This window comes from Pradoshia sp. Z5_111 (assembly GCF_058267535.1).
On record NZ_JBZCPQ010000002.1, the window covers coordinates 283382 to 307389 of the forward strand.

Sequence of the window (24008 nt, forward strand, 5' to 3'; positions counted from 1 at the left end):
TATATGTTTCCTAAATTGTAGGCATCAATAAGCTGACTCCTTATTAGTAATCCACTTACTCCTCCAGAGCACGCCTCATAATGATTAGAACTGGCTTTAACTTTTCCACTGTTATAGACTTTTTTAATATACTTGAATCTATAGCAGTACCGAGTAATCCTCCAGTATAACTCTCATAGTCTAGTGATTCGGCGTATATGTCACCTATATTTCCACTATTTGATAGGTCACTATTAGAAATTTGTCCAGCTATTCCACCAGTATAAATGATATATCTCGATCTCAAAGAAATGTTATTGTTAACAGTGATTCCTGATATTTTTGAATCGGTAATAACTCCGGCTAATCCACCGGCATAGACCATCTTCTTAACATTGCTTCTGCTAATCTTAATCGTACTATCAAGTACCTTAACATCCTTTATATTTGAAAAGGCAACAAATCCAAATAATCCAACTGTTATTTCCTTATCAGCAATCATATCAATATTCATACCGGATATGGTGTACCCATTACCATTCAGTGAACCTGCAAATGGAACAGCGGCTGTTCCGATTGGCTCATATGCCGAGATAGCCGATAGATTAATATCATTCACAAGCTCAAAAAAGGAATTTTCCTTTCCTCTAATCGCTTGTAAATGTTCCGGCTTTGAAATTTTATAAGGACTAAACGCAGTTCCCATCCCACTGGCAAAATCTGTGGTGTTCTCACTAAGTTGTAATTGAGTTGATCTGAGTTTTGGAAAGGGATATATAGACTCCTTATCCATTATCCAAACATTTTCAAAATCAAATCCTTGATAGGTTGATTGTTCTTTCAATTGTTCAACAGATCTGGCAAGTTCATCACTGGTTGACTTGGAGAGATAATCCTTATGATAATAACTATTTACTACCTTTGGATTTCCCTTTGAAAGAACACTCGTCGTACTGTCATACGCTTTACCAAAAACGGCCAATCTACCAATACTATAGCTGTTCATAATTGAGGAAGAACTATTCGCGATACCAGCTAGAGTCCCTGCTGTTACGTGTCCATTAATTTTAGGTTTGTTCGCTGTAATATTTCCATAGCTAAAACTATTTTTGATTGTAGAGTTTGTCATATGCCCTGTAAGGCCGCCAATAAAGATTTCACTTCTCTTGGTTGTTATAGTTACTCCGTTTTATACTTTGTAGTGTTGTCTTATCCCCCCATAAAAAAATTATGGAAAGGCTAAACAAAAGCCTTTCCATAATTATTGTTTAACATTCAAAACTTTACTATCATAACCATTCGGATTCTTTTCTTGCCATCTCCAAGAATCCCTACACATTTCTTGAATTCCTCTTTCTGCTACCCAACCCAGTTCCTTTTTAGCTTTGGAAGGATCTGCGTAACAGATGGCTACATCTCCGGGCCTTCTATCTACGATTCGATAAGGAACTTGTCTACCTGATGCTTCCTCAAAAGCTTTAATCATTTCAAGTACACTGTAACCCTTACCTGTTCCTAGATTATAAGCTTCTACTCCATTGCTTGACATTACCTTTTCTAATGCTTTTAAATGTCCCATAGCCAAATCAACGACATGGATATAGTCTCTTACACCTGTCCCATCTACAGTTGGATAATCATTTCCATATACCTGTAATTCTTTTAGTTTTCCAACTGCCACTTGAGTGATATATGGCATAAGATTGTTAGGAATACCGTTTGGATCCTCTCCAATTAAACCACTCTCATGCGCCCCTATTGGATTGAAATAACGCAATAAAGCAATACTCCATGAAGGATCTGATACATATAAATCTCTCAAAATCTCTTCAATCATTAATTTTGTGCGACCATAAGGATTTGTTGCGCTTAATGAAAAATCCTCTGAAATAGGTACTTGATTTGGAACCCCATAAACAGTTGCAGAGGAACTAAATACAAGGTTTTTGACACCATGTTTCATCATTACATCACAGAGAATTAGAGTTCCTATAAGATTATTGTGATAGTAATAAAGGGGAATAGAAACTGATTCTCCTACGGCCTTTAGCCCTGCAAAGTGAATAACAGCATCAATTTGATTATCCAAAAATACCTTCTCTATACTCTTACTATCCAGTAAGTCATTTTCGTAGAAAGGAAAGTTCTTACCTGTTATCTCTTTTATTCTATGCAACGACTCTGGCTTACTATTAGAAAAGTTATCAAGGACAACAATCTCATAACCAGCATTTAATAATTCTATACATGTATGACTACCAATATACCCAGATCCACCGGTCACTAATATTGCCATTTTTACCACTCCGCCAATGTCTTTTTATTTTTATAAGCATTTTGTATATTTATTATCAAAGGAGAGTCTAGTGTATCTAAAAAATTTTAATCTCCTCTTCTTATACCTTTTTATTTTACATCATATTTCTCACAATACCAATCCGTAAACTTTAAATGAAATCTCATGCGACCTTGGGTTAGAATCAACTACAAATTTAACAACTTTAGAAATTAAACAACAGGCCTTCGAATTTTTGTAACGTTTAGTAATGATAAAATAAAAAAAGAAGAAAAAGCTTCTCTCTTGAAAACGAGTAGCCTTTGTGAAATCTGAAGAGGGATTGACCCGAAGTTCTGACTTCATTCAGCCATGAAAATAGTAATAGACGCATACTTTTTTCCTCTTAGTACAGCTCCTATGGTGCTATAGCGCAACTAAGTCTAACTGGTAAAACTCCTCATGATTTTATATTTGAAAACTTGAGCATGATGCTGTAAATCGTCAGATTAAACTGCTTTGGTACACTTCATCAAATGTTTTCACAAAGATTCTCTTGTAGAAACGGTGTTTACTGTTTTCATTTACCTAGATATCTTCTGCATTCTGGATCAATTTTCCTAGATTTATTTTGAAGTTTAAGGAAGAATTCTTCGAGTAGTTTTTTGCGGTTTTCTGAGAAAATTTCAGGTATAAAGGGGGCAATCATGCCAAGGAGGAACGCTGGCCCTACCAGAGGTAAAAAAGGAATCGATGTAATTCCCTCCACGCTTAAGCTGTGAGAGCTTTTCATATTAGCACCCGCGTCTGGCATTCATCTTTCCGGGCGCACATTCCATTCGCTGTGTAAAAGACACCGACCACCAATCTGTATGATCTGCCCAACCCATTATCCAGCAGAACTGCTGTCGAAGGAGCCAAGTATTGTGACGATCCAATCCTATTACATTATCAACCCGCAGTTTATGTATATGTCAGGCCAGCGCGACCGCAATGGAAAGCTGTGCCCTCATCACCGAAACCAACCGAATTTTTATCGTGGACCAGTCTCCAAACGACATTATCCATTACAGCATCTTGTATGTAGGCCACACCTTTAAAGGCGCCAGAGAGGCTGCCAGACATCTGCTGGTGCGGTCCAGATGTGCCCGATCATCGTCAATCCACTGAAAAGGATTGTGATCTTCCCGACCAGTTCTTCCACCTTTCAAAGCAATGTCTCGTCAATCCCTTTTTTGAACGACCCCTTTCCATGGAAAAACAGCCTGTTTCATTTTTATACCCAATCATTGATTAGACTAGGCAGTTTTCACTGCACGGTATAGTCGAAAGCGACAATATTGAAACCCATATTGGACTGCTCTCTTTTGACCCTTTTCTAACTGACTTACTGTAAAATTTTATCCGATTGCTCATTAATTGTTTGCCATTACAACTTTCATTGTCTCGGCAAGCTCTTTCTCATCAAATGGGTCAAAGAACTTTACATGTGGGTATTCATCTAATATTTCGTGTGAAAATGCCATATCGGATGCAATTATTGGTGATTCGCAGACTTTAGCTTCTAGTAATGGCAAACCAAAAGTCTCGACATATGAAGGGAAAATTAAAACTGATTTTGTATATTGTTGCAGTACATCCTTGTATGGCATTCTCCCTACAAACGATATTGGTAACTCCATTGAATCATTCAACATTTTTTTAGTATGAGGTGATTCTTCACCCGATAAGGTAAAAATCACTTGAAAGTTATCAATTCCACTTTCTTTAAGAATATTCAAAGCTTTAATTATTACTGCGTGATTCTTATATTCAAATCCATCAGCAGGATAAAAAAAGGTTCTGTAATTTTTGTTAGTATCAATAAATTTGTGTTCAATATGTACATCGAATTTAGGAGGGTCTAAAATAATTTTCGTTGCATTTATTTTAGCCTTCTTAATACATGCCTCTTTCATCCACTTAGTCTGTACTATCACTTTGTCCGCCTGAGAGATTGATTTAAATATCATTTTGCCAATAATATTTTGATACACCCAGAATTTCTTGTTCTCTATCCATGAAAATCGTTTATCTATAAAGGGAAGAGATTGATGTACATAAACTGTCTGCGGCACATTAACCCTTGGTATTATTACATTTTGCAAAGATAATACTTCATCTGCCTTATACTTTTTAACTAACCCCGGGGCAATCACCTTATCAAAAAAAAGCCTATGAAACCAACTTTTTTTAATCCATGGAAATCTAATATTTTTAATATTTTCATTTTCACTAAGCTTTGGAGAACTAGTAACAAAAATCCAATTTTTGTTTTGATCATTAATTGCCTTTTCATGAAATTGATTAAGTACGGTAAGTGCTCCACCATGCTCTGCAGGTACATCGAATACTAAAACTGTTTTTTTCATGATTACCCTCTTTTTTCAATATTATTATATATGAATCTATGACCACACTTGTTTCATTTCAAAACAATCCTTACAGGAAACTTTAGCTCTTTATTATGCAAGTTTTAAGGGCCGTAACACTATTGTTACAGATATATGGTTGTGAAGTTTGTTAGCTATTAACATGCGTCTGCGTCAACTGTAAACAAATATGCTAATGGCTCTCCCCTTGCTATCCCGTACTGGAAACTTAAATTTGCACAATCTTTATTTTTATAGGGTATTACACATTGTAGCAGTAAAAAATTCAATTAAGAACAGTGCAACAAATGGTGGTATTTAGCCACCTTCCCTCTTCGCGTCCTTAATAGAAATTAATAATCCTATGTCAGACCATATATAGATACTCGCTAGATTACCAATAGCAAAAAAAGCACTTTCGAACAATCCATAGGTCATCCAACTTATAAGAGTAGCTATCGCTATTGATTTATATTTGTAATTATCTACTTTGAATATTTTATAAACTATTATCAAGATAAATAATATGAACGTTCCAAATCCTAATAAACCATTTTGAATAAATAAACTTATATACGAATTATCATACGTCCCCACACCTAACTCTGATGCAAGGATTCCAATTCCTTTTCCAAAAATCCACTCGTAACCAGTCAAACTTTGAATTAAATTCGACCAATTCGTCATTCGAAAGCTTAGTAACTGGTCAATCGTTTGAAAGTTGAAAGATAGGTTAAATAAAACAAATACAAAAATTATAAGAAATACCATTAAAAGTATAATTTTAACTTTAGCATTTTTAAAGACTCTTAGTGAAAAATATACAACAATCCAAATTATTAATGAGTACAAAGGAGTACGGCTATCAGTTAATAGAAGGATATATAAAACTATACACATCAGAATAATAGATATGATTGTTGATTTACGTGTACCCTTTCTGAATATAAGGTTTTTTAATAAAATCAAGATCAGTATATAACAAAATAAACCTAGGAAATTAGGGTTTATGAAAGAGAAGGTATATCTTAACCGGAAATACTGTGGATCTATGTAGTATTGTTCCGTAACACCTATAACCGAAAGGAGTATTGCAATTGCCAATCCTGTTGCGACTGACAAGAACCAAGTAGTATTGATCTTAATATACTCCTCCCTAGATTTAAACCTACTAGGTAATAACATAAACGCAAAAGTACCCAATAATATATACCCTATTATAGAAATTAGCCCAGACATTATATTACTTGGTGTCAAAAATAAAGATGCAGCAAGCGCCAATACCCAAATGTAAAGCCCAATTAATATAGGAATATTTGATTTACTAAAACCGTAATTAGGTTTCATGACTGGTAGAACAAGAACAAGGGTTAATGCAACAAATCCTATTAGTTTTAAAGTATAGAAAAACCCTCTTTGGGGAATATCAATAAAAGAAAAAAGGTTTATTAAACCAAACAAAAAAAGAAAGGTATAAAATATATTTTTAAATTTCAAAATATTACTCCTTGTTATTTTATTATTACAGTAATTCTTATTTTATACTACATAGTAATTCAATCATAGGTAGTTACTGTAGTATCCAATGCCAAATTATATTATATAATGCAAAACAGTCTTTTGTGGAATTATAATAATTTGAAGAAGATTTTTAGCATTATTAATTTTTTGTGACACTTGGTCATGTTAAAAGGAGAAAGAAGACTAAAATGTAAAGAGTAGCCAAACATTAACTGGTAAAGCCGGTTAAGTCGTTATCCTATGATATTTGTTGAAAGTACTAGTATCCTACATGGAAGAAATACAGGAGCTGCCGTTTACCCATAGCCTTTAAAAGCAGAGAAAATAAAAAGATGGCCAACTAACCCTGCTAGGCTAGTTCACCATCTTTAGTATTTAATAATCAGAATATCATTTATTTTATCTTTAGCACAGTTAAATGTTTTTTTCTTACGGTCATCCCGGATGAATTCCATCATCTGTTGATTAAAATGTGCTTACACGTTTCGCACACTATTAGATTCCTTAAGAAAACGGGGCATATAGCCAAAGTCGGAACCTTTTCTAAATGATTCCGCATCTGTAGCATTGTAAGATCAGTTAACATCATATGCAATGCATAATGGGAAGTAATTGATTAAGCTATGGCTTGGATAGGCAAGACCAGAATTGCACTAGACGATTACAAAGTGGACGAATAAGATAACAAATTACATAATTACTCAGCCTATATACCTGAGAGCAACTTTCAGACCCTTTAGTTATATTCTTACGTTCTTAATTTTTCTAATAATTTTGCCAGGTATCTTTACTATTATATTTTTGGGACCCAGGTCTAAAATGGATTTAATATAATATAGTCTGTTATATCTTTTTGTATATCTTTCCATATGCTTAATAAAGTAATTCAAATCACCTAATTCTACTGCTTTTTTAAAGCCTATATGACTTTGTTTGGATATCTCCATTCGTAAATCTTGAATCATTTTTCTAATAAAAGGAATATTCCTGGAGGCCGGCATTCTTTTTTCTGGACGCCAATGCCCTATTTGATCTTTTTTATATAACCTATATCCAAGCTCCTCACGTGTGTGTTGAAAATGACTTGATTGTGATTTTACAATAGTTTCTACACTTATATTATCTAATTTTACTTTTTTTGTTTTAATACCGTCTTCAAGAATATTCGATATTATTTCATTACGGACGAGAATAACATTGTTTCCTTTACTATCGGAAGTATATTCTGGTAGCCATGCGTCCCCTAACGTAATATCAGCAGTTTCATTCATCACATCATCAGTAAAATCTGAAGCATTACTCTTAAAATATCCCTGTCCCCAGTCATGACCTAATAGTTCATTCATCTTTTTAACAACTGTAATCTCCTTGCCATTAACAATACCGGTCATTTCAACACCATAATTATTTGCAGGTTCATTAGGGATTTTTTTTCTAAAATTAATAAACTTTAAATCTCCAGGATGTATTCCTACCTGCCAAGCCAAACAATCAGCAAATTTGGCACTTTTTTGATGACCACAAATTAGACCTACCGTAAACTTAATTCTTTCCTTAATAATTGGGTCCTGTTCCGATAGGAGTCTTATTGCCATTATGAAACTGGGGATACCAATTATAGCGTAACGACCAGGTACTTCCTTTAATTTGTTAATTACTTGTGACAATTCTACAGGATAGTATTTTGTCTTAGCTCCTTCCTGTAACTCTTCTATTGTTCTAGATATATCATATTTAAAAAGTAATGGATCTTTCTTATCTTTATTTTCCTTAACATGAATTACTCCATCAATTAGTTTTCTCTCAAGTAACTCCTTAAAAATCCATGTACCAAACCCACCTGAGCTTGCATTTTCACGGTAACTGCCTTCTACCACATGGCCAGCATAGAGATCTTTATAGTACCCTATCCGTTTATCATATTTTATGCCAGGAACATCTGCATAAAGTTTTCTACTAATTTCATCCTCATTTGGACTTACATTTGCATTAGGACATACCGATAACATTGATATGTTATTCTCTTGTTGCCCTTCAATTTCAAAGTGTTTTCTAAAATGGGGTCTGTATTCCCCGAATTCATTTAATTCCATTTTCACATTTTTATTTACTACTGCACATGCCCCAGTTCCATATGTGTAATCGTTTTTAACTATAGTATTGATGTATTCACTTGTATCACTCATATTGCTAAGCACACCCGCCTAACTGAATTTTTATCATCTTACAAAACTATAATAATCATTATTTAAAAAGTAATTTATTTTTGCTTTTCATTTTTTCTATGATATTTCTAACAATTCTTTTAGAAGCTAATACTAACTCCTTCTCATACTTATCAAACCCAAGAATCCAGATTAAAATAGAATAAATCAAAGAAAATAGTACAATCTTAAAGACAAAAGCCAAAAGGCCACCTTGTGGGATTAAAAGGTTTAATACGGAACCTGCGATTAATGAGATTAAAACTGGTATGGTTATCAACAGTATATTTTTCCAGAAAAGTGGAATATCCAGTTTAATTCTACGGAAATAATAGATATTCATAATAAAAGCATTTCCAATAAGATATGACAGTCCAGTACCAACCGCAACTCCCATACCACCATATACTTTGGCCAACGGTATTGATATAAGTACGTTAACAACAGCAACTACTATTAAAACAACAGAACGAAAACCCTGTAAATTTTTTGCTTGCAAGATAGAAAGACCTAGATTTTGTATTAATGGTATAGTAATGGGAACCATAATAATTAGTGCCATATAATAGGCGTAGCTATAACTTTCACCAGCCCATACTTCTATAAAGGGGCGTCCAAATAATATAAAGCCACATATTATATAGGCCATAATAATATATTGAATCCTACCAAATTTTATCATCATATTCGTTAATTCATCAGTACTCGCATTTCTAGCAATCATTATTGAAATCCTTGGTAAAAACAAACCACTCAAAGCCGTGGAAAATTGCAAATAAAGCTTAATAAATTGGATTGCGATTGCAAACACAGCAACTGCTGCTGTTCCAGACACAGCACCTAAAATAACTTGTCCAGTATTCCAGTTAACTTGGTCAACCACTATCCCAAGAAAGATAAAAAAGGAGTAGGCTAATATTTCCTTTAATAATCGAAAATCTATCTTACCAAAGTTAATCTTTATACTGATGTACTTATAGCAATAAAAAACATTAAACAGTAACATAGTAATATTCAGTATAGTTGTTACTAGGACCAACATAACTGATCCATACCCCATAAATAAAAAAGGTAAGGTTATTAGCGGGGTCATTATTGAACGAATTATTCCTATCAACTTTACAACAATAAACTTTTCGTACGCTTGCAGGATGGAACCAAATACTGATAAAGGAAAAGAAAGCGCAAAGTTAATGATTAGGATAACAATCATTAATTTTGCTTTTTCTAATTCCACATTGGTTAGGTTGCTTTCGAAAACATTTTCAACTGTGTTATAAAGCACCAATCCAACAATAACAGTTAAAACCCCGATGATAGAATATAAAAACAAGAACATGCCATTCAGTCTTGCTTCAGAATCTTTATCTCCTATTGCTCGATTTCTTGCCACATAGCGTACGATAGCATTTCCTAACCCTAAGTCCATTATACTTAAATAAGCAGAAACAGAGCCAATCATAGCGTACAACCCGTACTCCGATTGGCCCAATAGTCTGATCATTATCGGCGTATATAGAAGGGCGATAATAAAAGTAATAAAAATAGATATATAGGATAATATCGCACCTGCTTTAAGCTGATTTACTTTCAAACAAGTTCCTTCTTTCCATTGCTCTTTATCTAATTTTTCGTTAATGTGGCAATCTCGCATAACACTTTATCTATTGTTTCAATTGCAGACTTATTGGTCGTTTTCATCTTCTCCTGAATATCACCATAGTCACTTTCAATTTTCTCCAACAAAAACTTTATTTTTTCTCTCATCTCATCATAGGTTAAATACCGAATATCTATAATGTATTCATCAAGTCCATATCTCTCCCCTATAATCCCCCAATATTTAGTACTATATGATAGTGCAATTGCTGGGATTTCACATTGTATTGAAGAAACGACTGGATGCATTCGGCTAGAGATTGTAAATAATGATTTTTGAATATATTCCCTAACCTCATATGGATACATCTCGTTATTTTCAACAATCAATCTATTGCTATATTTATTTTTAACTTTATTGTAAAGTTCGTTTGCAATTTTCCTATCATCGACATGTTCTGGTTCTAACACATGTGCAAGTAATACTAACTTTTTATCCGGATACTTTTCCATGATTTCATCAATCATAAACAAGTTAAAATCTATCCATTCATTTCTGTTTCCATCTTTTGAGTATCTATAAATTAATTCACTAGGACAATATGTGATATACTCTTTGGTCTTCTCTATTTCTTTTTGTTTAGAAAGAGGAAGCAAAGCTAAATCATCCATAATATCGATATTCTTTATTCCCAATTTTTTCAGATAATCATTAGTTATTGGATCCCGCGGATATATGTTATCTAAGTTATTTAAAAGTTGCTTCATCACTTTCTTTCTAAAGGATTTATACGGACCCATTGTTTGCCCAAGCATTACAACTTTAAAACCATTTTTTTTAAGTATATTAAACTTAATTGCGTTTAACACAGGGCCTTTCCATCCGTAATCCTCGGTAAAATCATCACCGCCTAAAACGACCACTAAATCAATCTTGTTGGAAAAGTCAGCTAAGATATTCTTAAATCCAATATACGCCAGTAAATAATCATCTCTCTTTAAGTCCTTTTTGAACATAGCATCCATAGGTACGGAATAAATTTCTTTTTCTCCGGTGGCCATTTTCAATCTATCTATATTTCTTTCATCCAAAGTTTCAACATAGTATTGATTTTTCTTGCCAGTTACTTTATTAAAATAACTAATGAAATTTTCACCCATCATCATAGAACCGTAATTAAATGTATTTGAACAATTATATATATATATATTCAAAACTTTCTCTCCTTAACAAGCAATTTATATTGAAAAGTTGTTTATTATACGAGGCGACTAACCCTTAAAATCGATGTACCACCCTTTTAAAATAGTGGTATACCAACGGTTTGATTCGTACTGTGAAATCTAATTAACAACCGTTAGGGCCGTATCTTCTAATTTGAATTTTAAAGGCAGGCAGAAATTACATAGCATCTGGGAGACAGGAAATATCCTAATCCTTCATCAACCGAATTAAGTTAAAAGCATGTGCTCTATGTATCCATTCCATGGTTCCATGGGGAACTTTTAAGAGTTTCTCGTGAAAATCGGCAACTGTTGCATCTTATTACCAGGTATAGAAAAGAGCTGAGCTAGTTCTATTCTATCAATACTTTGATAAGGTTTACCTAATACCAGGTGATACTACCGATATCCTGTTCTAACTAGTTGTGATATTGCAATATGTTAGAAGCGACTTTTAAATAAGGCATAGGCTTCCTTCGTTTAGGGGATTTAAGTCTCTCTACCCGATGGTATATTGCTTTAAGTTCATCCGGTTGCTTATGGATGAAGCTCACTAGAAAGGCCATATATTATTACACGTAATTGCCTTCTTCCCCATGACGGTAAGAACTAAGTAAACTCGGGAAATAATGTTTTAACCAGCGAAAATGATTATTTTACAACTTCCAGCTAATCTGTTAACTGAAGCATTCACCTGTACATGGCAGCATTGACTAGTTTATCTTTATGTCTTGTTTGACTTGTATAATGTCATACTATTCCTTTTCCATTTTCACATGAATGAAGTCTGACATAGCCAATGTAATGCTCCATTCTTCAAAGAAATCATACTCTGTATTTAATTCTTTGAATTAATTTGTAATATATTTGAGGAAAATATAAAAACAATATAATACGTAATCTTAGTTTTTTATTTGGACCTCGATAACTTCTCATTAATGACTTTATTAGTTTTATTAACCCCGGGTAATTTTTTTCAATATCATCATTAATAAACACCAAGGATTTTTTGATAGATAATTTTCTCTGTAAAAAAAGATATGTCACACAAGAGTTATAATTCACAAAGAAGTTCTCAATGATTTTTCCGTTTTTAATTTCATCAGCTATTCTTTCTAGGTTAGGATCATTAATTTGTTCTATACTTTCATAGATTCTTTTCATTGCATTAATTGCATCAAATCTTTTAATGTTGTAAGAATTTGATATAGATCCCTTCCTCTGAACGTAAAAGGATAGGACTTTATTAATGAAAGTAACATTTTTAGAACTTAATATAGAACGAATGATGAACTCCTGATCCTCACCATTTGAACATCCTTCAGTAAAATGGATATTGTTACTTATTAACATTTCTTTCTTGTAAGCAATACTAGCAGTCCATATATGCAAAGTTTGGTCAATAATCAGTCTTTCTAATGCAATATCTCTACTTAAGTTTATTGTATTAGGGATTATTTCCTCGGGGTAAATCTTAATTGTGTCGTTACTTTCAGTAACAAGATTATATCTCCAACAAAAAATATCAGATTTTTGGTTATATAAATTTATATTAATACTCTTTATTAAATCCTCCGAGATGTAATCATCACCATCTAAGAAAATTACATAGTCACCAGCTGCGATTCTTAATCCTTCATTTCTTGCTGAACTGACTCCTTTATTATCCTGTTGAATTAATTTGAAATTTGTTAAACCATTTTTAAAAATAAATTTTTCAACAACTCGATAAGTAGAATCAGTTGACCCATCATCAACTACTATTACTTCAAAATTTCTTTCTGTTTGATTAATTAATGACCTTAACGTCTTCTCAATATAGTCCTCAACATTATATGCTGGTACTATTATACTAACTATCATAATAAACTCCTTAACCAAATCAGTATATGAATAAAATATAATTTAAGTGAGCATTGGCTAATTCTTAAGTTGTTTAATTTTCCGGTTAATCATTATTGCTACTTTAAAAATATTTATACATACTTTAAACCCAAATACTCTGCAAATAAATGTGGTTATCTTACTAATAAAACCTTGTCCATACTTTAGAAATTGTTTATTCTGTTTTAATAGATTTATAACTTCTTTTTTATCCTCTTTATTTAATTGACCAGCAAACCAAATAGACACAAAATATCTTATTGAGAAATTTCTCAATAACATCTCCCTAAGATCACTTTTAATATGATATTTTTCCAATTCCTTTAACCAAAACATAGGTACGTACACACTATCTATTATATTTTTTTTTGAAAAATCAGATGTTATTTGACCATCACGTTCAAGTCTATAAACATATAGTGGTTTATCATAATATTCAACAAGATTAGCTTTTAAATACACATTGGGTGTCCATAAGACATCTTCATAGTTTCTTCCCTTTTCGAAATACAGGTCGTTTTCAATAATGAATGATCTTTTTATTACTCCACAACATGCAAACCACGGAAATTTAAAATCATATTTCAGTAATAAATTAAGCCAAGATATACCATTCTTACTCTGTAATTCCTTTGAATTAAAATAGACTTTTCTTTCTTCAAAAATGTTCTTTTTCTGATAATAGTAAATTAATCTATAGAAAGTAAAGTCAGGGAGATTTTGACATTTAATAAACTTAACTAAGTCCGATAAAAAATCGCCATTCCAATAATCATCAGAATCCAAAAACATAACATAATCACCAGTTGAGTTCAGTATCCCGACATTTCTGGCATCCGATAATCCACCATTGTTCTTATTAATAAGTTTTATAAAGTCGTAGTGGCTTTCATACTCGCTACAAATTATTTCACTTCTATCAGTTGACCCATCATTAACTAGAAGAATTTCAATATTTGTGTATGTCTGTGATATTACACTTTCAATACATTCTCTTAAATAATCTTCAACATTATAAACTGGTATTACAATACTAATTTTCATCTCTTCACAAGCCACCAATTAATACCACCTTCAACCTTTGTTCTTTCCAATCAGAGTATTCCTCCAAAAGTTAACAGCTTTAATCAACCCTATGGCAAATAAAAAGTTGTGTACCACAACCTAATTCTCCAACTACCCGCAGCAATTCCAATAGGTATGTTGATAAAAACTTCTTGGTATATAGCATAATAAACTAATAAATAGTTGATTCCCAAAAGACACCATGTAAATCTATAAATATTATTGATTTAATCAACATTGAATAATAATTAAAATCATCTGCTATTAAGACTCTAGTTGATCCTACAATAGTGAAAATCGGAATTTTATTTAATCTATTAACAATTTCGGTTACCGCTACAGTGCTTATACTTTCATTTATACAAACTAATTAAATCCAAATGTTTTTACCCTTATTTAATCAATAACTGATGGAAATTAGCTCCCACTTCTCAACGCTTCCAATGCCAAATGTCGGAATCATTTGCAACTCCTTCATTTTTTACTCCAAACAACCCTATTAACATATTCAGTATAAGAAAGAATAACCCTAAGTACCTTATCAGAAACATTAGGCATCGAATAATCACTAACTGGCCTTAATGTAATTTCCTCTTGAGTTTCCAAAACTGTTAGTCCCTGTAGAATTCTTTCCTTCCTAAGCCCCACCATCATCACAGAAGCTTCTTCCATAGCTTCTGGCCTTTCATGAGCTTGCCTTATATTCAGTGCTTTCAACCCAAGAATTGATGCTTCCTCACTAATTGTGCCACTATCACTAAGAACAGTCTTAGCTTTCGTTTGAAGTTTTATATAATCATTAAAGCCGAGAGGTTTCATTGTTTTAACAAGTGGATTAAACTCTATTCCTTTTGCATTAATCATTTTTTGAGTTCTAGGATGAGTACTTACTATTATAGGAAGTTGGTAGATCTCCGCAATTGTATTTAGGCTATCAACCAAATCAATAAAGTTAGTATCCGACCCTATATTTTCTTCTCTATGAGCAGAAACAACAAAATATTTACCTTCTTCCAACCCCAGTGTTTCTAGAATATCCGACTTTTCGATATCTTCTTTTCTAGAGTTTAGAACCTCAAACATAGGGCTCCCTGTTTTAATAATCCTATCTGAAGGGAACCCCTCTCTTAATAGGTATTCTCTAGCAATATCGCTGTAAGTGAGATTTATATCCGCAGTGTGATCAACGATTTTCCTGTTTGTTTCCTCAGGTACCCTTTGATCAAAACACCTATTTCCAGCTTCCATATGGAAAATAGGGATTTGTCTCCTCTTTGCAGCAATTGCCGTTAGACAGCTGTTTGTATCACCTAAAACCAAGAAGGCCTCTGGCTTTACTTCTTCTAGAATTGGATCAATTTTAACCAAGATATTTCCGATTGTTTCTACAGCTGTGCCCGTTGCCGCATTAAGAAAATAATCAGGTTTCTTCAAATTAAAATCTTTAAAGAAGACTTCGTTTAACTCATAATCATAATTCTGCCCAGTATGGACTAGAATATGTTCTATCGCATTGGATTCTTCTAATTTATTGATAACTGCAGACAGCCTGATAATTTCAGGTCTTGTACCGACTACTGTCATAACTTTTAATTGCTTCATATATATTATACCTCCAAGAAGTGTGTGTCAGGTTGATTCGGATCAAAGCATTCATTTACCCACATAACCGTTACTAAATCTTGTTCTCCCACATTTACGATTGAATGAGTATAGCCCGGTGGGATATCAACTACCTGCAATTTTTCACCACTCACTCGATATTCAATAACTTCTTCAGAGTCAATATTCCTAAACCTGATGAGTCCTTCCCCACTTACAACTAAAAACTTCTCATTCTTTGTATGATGCCAATGGTTTCCTTTAGTGATTCCTGGTTTGGAAACATTAATTGAAACCTGTCCTCTTTCAGGAGTCCGAATAAACTCTGTAAAAGAGCCCCTTTGATCTATATTCATTTTAAGATCATAGGAAAAATCATTCTCAGGTAAAAAACTTAAATAGGTACTATAAAGCTTTTTTATTAAAGGATCCTCCATACTCGGGATACTTTTATCTAATCGAGATTCCTTAAAGCTCTGGATAATATTCGCTAATTCACCAAGTTTAATAGTATGAGTCACAGGCACAGCACAGAAGATACCGTCTCTAGTTGGATTACCGTTCAAAGCTTTTAGAAATTCATCCAAGACGTCATCTATATAACAAAGGGTCAAATCTGCATCAGGATTATTTATGCTTATAGGCAACTCCCTTGATATATTATGGCAATAAGTAGCTACCACAGTATTGTAATTTGGTTTGCTCCACTTACCAAATAGGTTGGGTAATCTATATATATACGTTTTAACATTTGTTTCTTCACTATAAGAAAATAAGAGATTTTCAGCTGCTTTTTTGCTATTTCCATAAGGGTTTGCCTTTTCGGCTTGGATAGAAGAGGTAGCTAAAATAGGTGCTTTATTGTTGTGTTTTTTTAGTAAGTTTAGCAGTTCACTTGTAAACCCATAATTCCCGTCCATAAATTCACTTTCATCCAGTGGGCGATTTACACCGGCAAGATGAAAGACAAAATTGCATTCTTCAGTAAACTGATCTAAATCAGCTTTACTTGTTTCCCTGGATACTTCAAAAATTTCGTTATAGCCTTTGTTTTTTAAGTCAGCTATAAGATTCTTCCCTACAAATCCTATTGCACCTGTGACTAAAATCTTCATTTTTACAAGCAACCCCTTAGTTCATTGTTAATACATGTTTTTTCCAAGCTTTTAGCTCATTTCTTACATAATCCAACTCTAGTAACTTCTCTTTAATCTGATCAATCTTTAATCGATCTGTGTTATCAGAATTATATTCTTTATCGGTTGATAGCTTATGGTCTCCGTCTGCAAAGTATTTATCATAGTTTAAATCTCTGTCGTCAGAAGGGACTCGATAGAATCCGCCCATATCCTCTGCTATTACATGCTCTTCTCTCGTTAAAAGAGTTTCATATCTTTTTTCTCCATGCCTAGTACCAATTACTTTAATCTCGTTATCTGCATTAAATAGTTCTTTTACCGCCTGTGCAAGATCCCCTATTGTAGAAGCAGGCGATTTTTGCACCATAATATCTCCGGCTTCGGCATTTTTAAAAGCAAATACAACTAACTCAACCGCTTCCTCCAAACTCATAAGGAATCTCGTCATATTTGGATCGGTAACGGTTAATGGCTGCCCATTCTTAATTTGATCAATAAATAACGGAATAACAGATCCGCGGGAAGCCATTACATTTCCATATCTAGTTCCGCAAATTAATGTCTGACCAGGAGAAACTGTTTTTGACTTTGCTACAAATACTTTTTCCATCATTGCTTTTGAAATTCCCATTGCGTTAATTGGGTAAGCTGCTTTATCAGTGGAAAGGCAAATGACTTTTCGCACACCAAAATCAATGGCGGCAGCCAGAACATTATCCGTCCCCAATATATTTGTTTTCACTGCCTCAAGTGGGAAAAATTCACAGGAAGGAACTTGCTTTAATGCTGCCGCATGAAATACATAATCTACTCCATGCATGGCATTTTTAACACTAGATAAGTCTCTCACATCTCCAATGTAGAACTTCAATTTATCATTTTTATATTTTTTCCTCATATCATCTTGTTTTTTCTCATCACGTGAGAAGATGCGAATTTCTTTAATATCGGTATTTAGAAACCGATCCATAACAGCATTTCCGAATGAACCAGTACCACCGGTGATGAGTAAAGTCTTATTCTTGAACATTTTTTATTCCTCCCATTTAGGTTATATTCGAAAATACTCGTCCATTTTTTTCAGCAATCTATCTTTATCGAAATTCTGATCGTAGTAGGATTTCGCATTATTCCCCATTCTCAACATTTCATCTGTAGACATTGATAAAAGATTAATAATATTTTCCGCTAACTTTTCTGCGTCACCAGCAGGGGATGTTACGCCTGCAGCAGCTTCTCTGACTATCTGATTTGCTTCACCATCAGCCGAGACAATGACAGGTATCCCGCAAGCCAGATAAGATTGAAGTTTAGCAGGTATTGTCATAGAAAACAGAGGACTATCCGTTAAACATAAAATGGCTGCATCACTTGCCGCTAAAAATTCCGGTATTTTTTCTGCAGGCTGTCTTGCAATAAAGTTAAACATTTCAGTTGTACCCTGGCGGGTAACCATCTCAATTAATGTTTCCTTGTACCTTCCATCTCCAACAATATTAAAACGAATTTTCTTCTTTAATTTCTTCTCTTTTAATATTGCCGCTGTTTGCGGCAGGATATCTAACCCCTGAGCATTTCCGATATTGCCAGCAAATATAACATTAAAGGAATCGTCATTTGGAATTTCAACCAAGCTCTTTTTACTTAATGGTTGATAAAAATCCTCTGCATATTGCGGCCAATATTTTATTTTGTTCCTAGGTACTCCACGGTCTTCAATCGCATTTACAAAGCTATTTGAAGTAGTAAATATATAAGTACAGCGCTTATAAATATAGTCAACCATCTTTCCAATTGCACCTATTATTTGCCTGTTCTTAATTCCAGTAATGATTTCCACATTCTCTGGCCAAAGATCTTGGACATATAGGTAGCATGGAATTTTTCTCTTATTGGCATACCATACCCCAGGCAATGCCTGAGTCATTGGGGAAACTTCAAAGATAAATACGTAGTCAGCTTTTATCTTCGTGAAAACCTTCCAGAGGAATCCAGTGATTACGAAAGAAAGATAGTTTAATGCAAGCATAATAGAACTCTTCCCTCTAGGGATAAGTGGAATCCTTATAATTTCGATGCCATTATAAAGTTCTTTTCTTTTCTTAAATAAGCCATATCCCTCAAAATACTTTCCTTGTGGATAATTTGGAATGCCAGTAACTACTGTTACTTTGTAACCTTTTTTTACCCATTCTGCACAAATATCGTTTATACGAAATTGTTCAGGGAAGAAATACTGAGAAATAACCAAAATATGCTTATTCAACCCCTCACCAACTCTTCTCTTTATTTTTCTGTTAACTCTATAGATTCTTCAAAACTTCGGACACGGTAATCATTTTTATAATCAGATATTTCCATATCATAGACTAGATTTCCAAACACTTTGTTCACAATTCCTACCCTGGACTCTAAAACCTCAAGGAATGGATTAAAAAAACTAGTCAGAATCATCTTTTTCCCATGGACGTTAGCAATGGTTTTAACCATATTCGAAGTATTAACATAGAAACCATTTTGGGGGAAATGAAGACCGTTTTCTTCATTGATAATCATCAGTCTGATAAACTCGCTTAAATTATCGATATGCAGCATACTCCTTTGATTATCCACCTTTGGAAACAGCGGTAGCAAGCGAGCCATTTTGGACAATTTAGGATAATTTCCTTTTGAATTTTTCCCGTAAATCATCGGAGGCCTAAGAATCACTACCTTAAACTCATCACTTTCTAAAGCCCTGATCCCTTTTTCAGCTTGTAACTTGCTATCTCCGTAAAAGTTGCTTGGAGTCGGTTCAGTCTCTCTTGTAATGATTCTCTTACTACTGCTGCTGTCCCCATAGACAATAATGCTACTAGTAAAAATAAACTGCGATACCCCTTCTTCCTTGGCCTTTTGTGCAACAGCTATTGCCAGATCACGATTCACTTCATAATACTTTTCCTTTAAGCTAGGATCAGTTGATACATGAGCAATTCCAGCAAGATGCAAGACTACATCGTACCCAGAAAAATCATATCTTTTCCATTCCTGCCCTCTTACAGAAATTAGATCCACTATATAATCATCCGGCCAATTTTTTAACCATTGAATAAAATTGTTACCTACATAGCTTCCTTTACCTGTAATTAAAATTTTTTTTAAACTCATAATTAACCTTTCTTTACATCAGGAGGTTTAATTTGATTAAAACCTTCTTTTACACCATCAGATTTTAAAACACTGATTACAGTCAATATGAATATTTTCATATCAAACAAGAATGACATTCTTTTTACATACTCCCCATCCAGTCGGGATTTTACATTAATTGGCAATTCATCTCTACCATTAATTTGTGCCCAGCCAGTAAGCCCAGGATAAACATTATTCGCCCCATACTTATCTCTTTCAGCAATCAAATCATATTGATTCCACAATGCCGGACGAGGGCCAATAATGCTCATTTCACCTTTAAGAATATTAATGATTTGGGGCAGTTCATCCAGACTAGTCTTTCGCATGAACTTTCCTACTCTCGTAATATAGATGTCTGGATTTGCTAATAGGTGAGTAGGCATATCCTTTGGTGTATCAATTTTCATTGTCCTGAATTTTAAAATATAAAACTCTGTCTTGTTTTTCCCAATTCTGCGCTGTTTAAATAATATAGGACCCTGGGAACCAAGTTTTATACAGATGATCAGGAGAAGAAAAACAGGTGATAATACTATAAGACCTATTAAAGAAAGAATGATATCGATCAGTCTTTTTATTGTAATATACATACGCGTAACCCTCCTTGATTAGTTATTTAGTAAATCGGGACTTAACAGAAGTTTATCAATATTGCTGCCTAAACCAATCTACTTTGTATGCCCATCCCAAGAAGGGATTTGCCACTCACAATGAATCCTCGAATCATATAAATGGAAACAGCGTTAGTTCATCTTCCGGAAAATCTCATAGAAAAAAATATTATATTAAAGCTGTCCAGTATATTAGCGAATTTCGTTAACAAGCATCTAATTATCTGGCTAGACAGTTTGCTAAAAACAGGTCTTCCTATCCAACTAATTCCTAGCCATCAATCCCTAACGGCTGTTTCTCAGCGAACTTCATATTAGCAATGCACACAATCGTTTCCTTCATCTCAACCGAATCCTTATCAAGAAGTGTCTCAATCACGTTATAAAGCTCCCACTTCTCCATCGAATCTGCCTTCCCAATAAAGATTTTCGGAAACACCTGTCCCTCCTGAACCTCATTATCATTCAGAAGCTCTTCGTACATCTTCTCACCAGGCCTTAAACCTGAAAATTTTATACCAATTTCATCCACCGAATAACCAGAAAGAGTGATTAGATTTTTTGCCAGATCAACGATTTTAACGGGTTCCCCCATATCAAGGACAAATATTTCTCCTCCTCGCGCCAATGCCCCTGCCTGTATCACAAGCCTTGATGCTTCTGGAATTGTCATGAAATACCTGGTAATATCGGGATGTGTAACCGTTATAGGACCACCAGCTTGAATCTGTTTCTTAAACAATGGAATAACGCTACCGCGACTGCCCAGAACATTTCCAAAACGTACTGCTACAAACTTGGTCTTACTTTCCTTAGCTAGGTTCTGAATAATCATTTCAGCAAAACGCTTAGTTGCTCCCATTACATTCGGAGGGTTTACTGCCTTGTCAGTGGAAATCATCACAAAGGTACCAACACCAAATGTATCTGCTGCTTCTGCGACATTACGCGTACCAAATATATTATTTTTAACCGCTTCTTTTGGGTTATACTCCATCATTGGCACATGTTTATGTGCTGCCGCATGATACACTACATCTGGTTTATATTCATCCATCACATCGAAAATCCGATTTCGATCCTGTATATCTGCAATAATCGGAACTATATCAATAGATTCACCATATTGTTTTCTTAATTCCATATCAATTAAATAAATACTGTTTTCTCCATGCCCTAATAATAGAAGCCTAGCTGGTGTAAACTTACATATTTGACGGCATATTTCAGAACCAATTGATCCTCCCGCACCAGTAACTAGAATAGTTTTTCCTTCCACATAATCAGAAATACTACTGATATCCAGCTGAATTGGTTCACGTCCTAATAAATCTTCAACCTCTACATCTCTAAACTGTGTGACAGAGACATTACCAGACATGATTTCTTCAATCATTGGCATAATTTGAACCTTCGCCATTGTTTTTGAGCATTCCTCATAAATACGTTTTATCTCACCCTTTGACAAAGAAGGTATCGCAATAATTATGACTTCAATCTCATGTAAAGCAACAGCCATTGGAATAAAGGCCGTATCACCTACAACCGGTAATCCGTGGAATTCAAGTCTTTGTTTATTTGAATCATCATCAATAAAGGCAACAGGTAGTAAATCAGAGTCCACCTTATGAAGCAATTGTCTTGCTACCATCGTTCCGGCTGCACCAGCTCCAATAATTAATGTACGCTTTTTTGATGCATCAGATGTGTTGATGTAGCGATCTCTGATAACTCGCCAAGAAAATCTAGATCCACCTATCAAAAGAATATGGAGCATCCAGGTAATCCCTAAAGCCCTTACGTAAACATCCTGAAAAATAATTAGCTGAATGACAGATGTCGTTAAAATTGATAAAGATACAGCTTTTACTATCCCAATTAACTCTCGTACACTCGCATATTCCCATGCCTTGTTATAAAGTTTATAGATAAATGCATATACATGATGGCAGGTTAATAATGCTAGAGAGGTAATTAATAAGGTTTCCATTCTGAATATTCCCAAATACGGGTGAAGGATAAGGTAACTGCAATAGATTGCTGTCAACACGATAAGGGAGTCTAATAGGACCAGTGTGGTCAGCCTTTTCCGGTACGTCACGTTCTAACATCTCTCCTCTAAAAAAGACCGATACAATGTCCGGTCTTCTCCAAAATAGTTTTATTTTTTAATTAAGGTTAATTTTTCTTCCATAAAACGTAATAAATCCGAACGCAAAGTTTCATCCTGAAGGGCAAACTCAATTGATGTTTCAATAAAGCCTAATTTCTCTCCCACATCAAATCGTTTCCCGTCAAAATCATAGGCAAATACGCGCTGAATTTCATTTAGCTTTTGAATCGCATCTGTCAGCTGAATCTCTCCACCAGCCCCTATATTCTGCTCACCTAAGAACGTAAATATTTCAGGACGCAATATGTATCTTCCCATGATGGCTAGATTAGATGGAGCTGTACCTTTTTCGGGTTTTTCTACAAAGCTCTTTACCTGATAACGGCGGCCTTTTTGCTCTGTCGGGTCAATGATTCCGTAGCGATTTGTTTCCTCCATTGGCACATGCTGCACCCCTATAATAGAAGAAAAGGTTTTTTCATACTCATCCATCAATTGCCGGAGGCATGGCTTATCAGCCTGAACAATATCATCACCAAGTAAGACAGCAAACGGCTCTTCGCCAATGAAATTACGCGCACACCAAATCGCGTGTCCTAAACCTTTTGGTTCTTTTTGGCGGATATAATGGATATCGACCTTGGAAGGAGCCTGTACTTTTTCGAGAAGATCAAACTTGCCCTTTTCCATCAAGTTATTCTCTAAATCATACGCATGATCGAAATGGTCCTCGATAGATCTCTTTCCTTTACCGGTCACAATAATGATATCCTCTATCCCTGAGTCAATCGCTTCTTCCACGATATATTGAATCGTTGGCTTATCAACAATCGGCAGCATTTCCTTCGGCATCGCTTTTGTCGCAGGCAGGAATCGTGTACCAAGTCCGGCAGCCGGTATAATCGCTTTTCTTACTTTTTGCAAGGTATAGCCTCCCTTTTTTCAACCTCTATATATAACGAATCATAAATTTTACATTTTCAAGGAAAATGTCTAGGTATAAGTTCTCAATTACCAAAAATAACTAAAAATTATTAGACAATTGCAATTACTATGTTTCATAATCAATATTAAGGGTATTTAATTGTGTATTTTTATAGTCGTTTTTAATTTTTTCATAAACATATCTAATCTATTACTTCAATATTAATAAAAATGGGCATCTAACCCATCCTCACACCATCCTACCGATGACTTGCATCTA

Annotated in this window: 18 protein-coding genes; 1 reads left to right on the forward strand and 17 read right to left on the reverse strand. The window is 34.2% G+C overall.

Annotation, left to right across the window (positions count from 1 at the left end):
• Positions 1–55: 55 nt before the first annotated feature.
• Together AC4D4A_RS05640 and galE are read right to left on the reverse strand one after the other, a co-directional pair.
• Complete coding sequence (locus AC4D4A_RS05640; protein WP_490994984.1) at positions 56–1108, reverse strand: hypothetical protein; 1053 nt, start codon at positions 1106–1108, stop codon at positions 56–58.
• A 132-nt stretch (positions 1109–1240) separates the two neighbouring features.
• Positions 1241–2275, reverse strand: a complete 1035-nt coding sequence (galE, locus tag AC4D4A_RS05645) for a UDP-glucose 4-epimerase GalE (RefSeq protein ID WP_490994985.1) — start codon at positions 2273–2275, stop codon at positions 1241–1243.
• Positions 2276–3247: 972 nt separating this feature from the next.
• On the opposite strand from galE, the gene AC4D4A_RS05650 reads away from it, so the two are divergent.
• Positions 3248–3424, forward strand: coding sequence for a competence protein ComK (locus AC4D4A_RS05650; RefSeq protein WP_490994986.1), 177 nt, complete (start codon positions 3248–3250; stop codon positions 3422–3424).
• 245 nt (positions 3425–3669) lie between these two features.
• Here AC4D4A_RS05650 and AC4D4A_RS05655 read toward each other — a convergent pair whose 3' ends face one another.
• The 15 genes from AC4D4A_RS05655 to galU all read right to left on the reverse strand — a co-directional run bounded on the left by AC4D4A_RS05655 (position 3670) and on the right by galU (position 23728).
• The gene (locus tag AC4D4A_RS05655; RefSeq protein WP_490994987.1) at positions 3670–4665 is read right to left on the reverse strand and encodes a glycosyltransferase; all 996 of its coding nucleotides are present in this window, start codon (positions 4663–4665) and stop codon (positions 3670–3672) included.
• Positions 4666–4983: 318 nt separating this feature from the next.
• The gene (locus AC4D4A_RS05660; protein ID WP_490994988.1) at positions 4984–6162 is read right to left on the reverse strand and encodes an O-antigen ligase family protein; all 1179 of its coding nucleotides are present in this window, start codon (positions 6160–6162) and stop codon (positions 4984–4986) included.
• Positions 6163–6926: 764 nt separating this feature from the next.
• On the reverse strand, positions 6927–8372 hold the full coding sequence (locus tag AC4D4A_RS05665) for a Coenzyme F420 hydrogenase/dehydrogenase, beta subunit C-terminal domain (protein WP_490994989.1): 1446 nt from the start codon (positions 8370–8372) through the stop codon (positions 6927–6929).
• Between the two features lie 58 nt (positions 8373–8430).
• Positions 8431–9984, reverse strand: a complete 1554-nt coding sequence (locus AC4D4A_RS05670) for an oligosaccharide flippase family protein (protein ID WP_490994990.1) — start codon at positions 9982–9984, stop codon at positions 8431–8433.
• Between the two features lie 29 nt (positions 9985–10013).
• Positions 10014–11204, reverse strand: coding sequence for a polysaccharide pyruvyl transferase family protein (locus AC4D4A_RS05675; RefSeq protein WP_490994991.1), 1191 nt, complete (start codon positions 11202–11204; stop codon positions 10014–10016).
• 834 nt (positions 11205–12038) lie between these two features.
• On the reverse strand, positions 12039–13076 hold the full coding sequence (locus AC4D4A_RS05680; protein WP_490994992.1) for a glycosyltransferase family 2 protein: 1038 nt from the start codon (positions 13074–13076) through the stop codon (positions 12039–12041).
• A gap of 57 nt (positions 13077–13133) precedes the next feature.
• Entirely contained in the window at positions 13134–14156 is a 1023-nt protein-coding gene (locus AC4D4A_RS05685) for a glycosyltransferase (RefSeq protein ID WP_490994993.1), read from the reverse strand.
• A gap of 480 nt (positions 14157–14636) precedes the next feature.
• On the reverse strand, positions 14637–15764 hold the full coding sequence (gene wecB / locus AC4D4A_RS05690; protein ID WP_490994994.1) for a non-hydrolyzing UDP-N-acetylglucosamine 2-epimerase: 1128 nt from the start codon (positions 15762–15764) through the stop codon (positions 14637–14639).
• A 5-nt stretch (positions 15765–15769) separates the two neighbouring features.
• The gene (locus tag AC4D4A_RS05695) at positions 15770–16879 is read right to left on the reverse strand and encodes a capsular polysaccharide biosynthesis protein CapF (protein ID WP_490994995.1); all 1110 of its coding nucleotides are present in this window, start codon (positions 16877–16879) and stop codon (positions 15770–15772) included.
• A gap of 16 nt (positions 16880–16895) precedes the next feature.
• Complete coding sequence (locus AC4D4A_RS05700) at positions 16896–17933, reverse strand: polysaccharide biosynthesis protein (RefSeq protein ID WP_490994996.1); 1038 nt, start codon at positions 17931–17933, stop codon at positions 16896–16898.
• Positions 17934–17954: 21 nt separating this feature from the next.
• Positions 17955–19169 carry a glycosyltransferase family 4 protein gene (locus AC4D4A_RS05705; protein ID WP_490994997.1) on the reverse strand — a complete coding sequence of 405 codons (1215 nt, stop codon included), beginning with the start codon at positions 19167–19169 and terminating at the stop codon, positions 17955–17957.
• A gap of 20 nt (positions 19170–19189) precedes the next feature.
• The gene (locus AC4D4A_RS05710; RefSeq protein ID WP_490994998.1) at positions 19190–20053 is read right to left on the reverse strand and encodes an NAD-dependent epimerase/dehydratase family protein; all 864 of its coding nucleotides are present in this window, start codon (positions 20051–20053) and stop codon (positions 19190–19192) included.
• Positions 20054–20055: 2 nt separating this feature from the next.
• Positions 20056–20670, reverse strand: coding sequence for a sugar transferase (locus AC4D4A_RS05715; RefSeq protein ID WP_490994999.1), 615 nt, complete (start codon positions 20668–20670; stop codon positions 20056–20058).
• Positions 20671–20962: 292 nt separating this feature from the next.
• The gene (locus tag AC4D4A_RS05720; RefSeq protein ID WP_490995000.1) at positions 20963–22792 is read right to left on the reverse strand and encodes a polysaccharide biosynthesis protein; all 1830 of its coding nucleotides are present in this window, start codon (positions 22790–22792) and stop codon (positions 20963–20965) included.
• A 60-nt stretch (positions 22793–22852) separates the two neighbouring features.
• Complete coding sequence (gene galU / locus AC4D4A_RS05725) at positions 22853–23728, reverse strand: UTP--glucose-1-phosphate uridylyltransferase GalU (RefSeq protein ID WP_490995001.1); 876 nt, start codon at positions 23726–23728, stop codon at positions 22853–22855.
• Positions 23729–24008 lie beyond the last annotated feature (280 nt).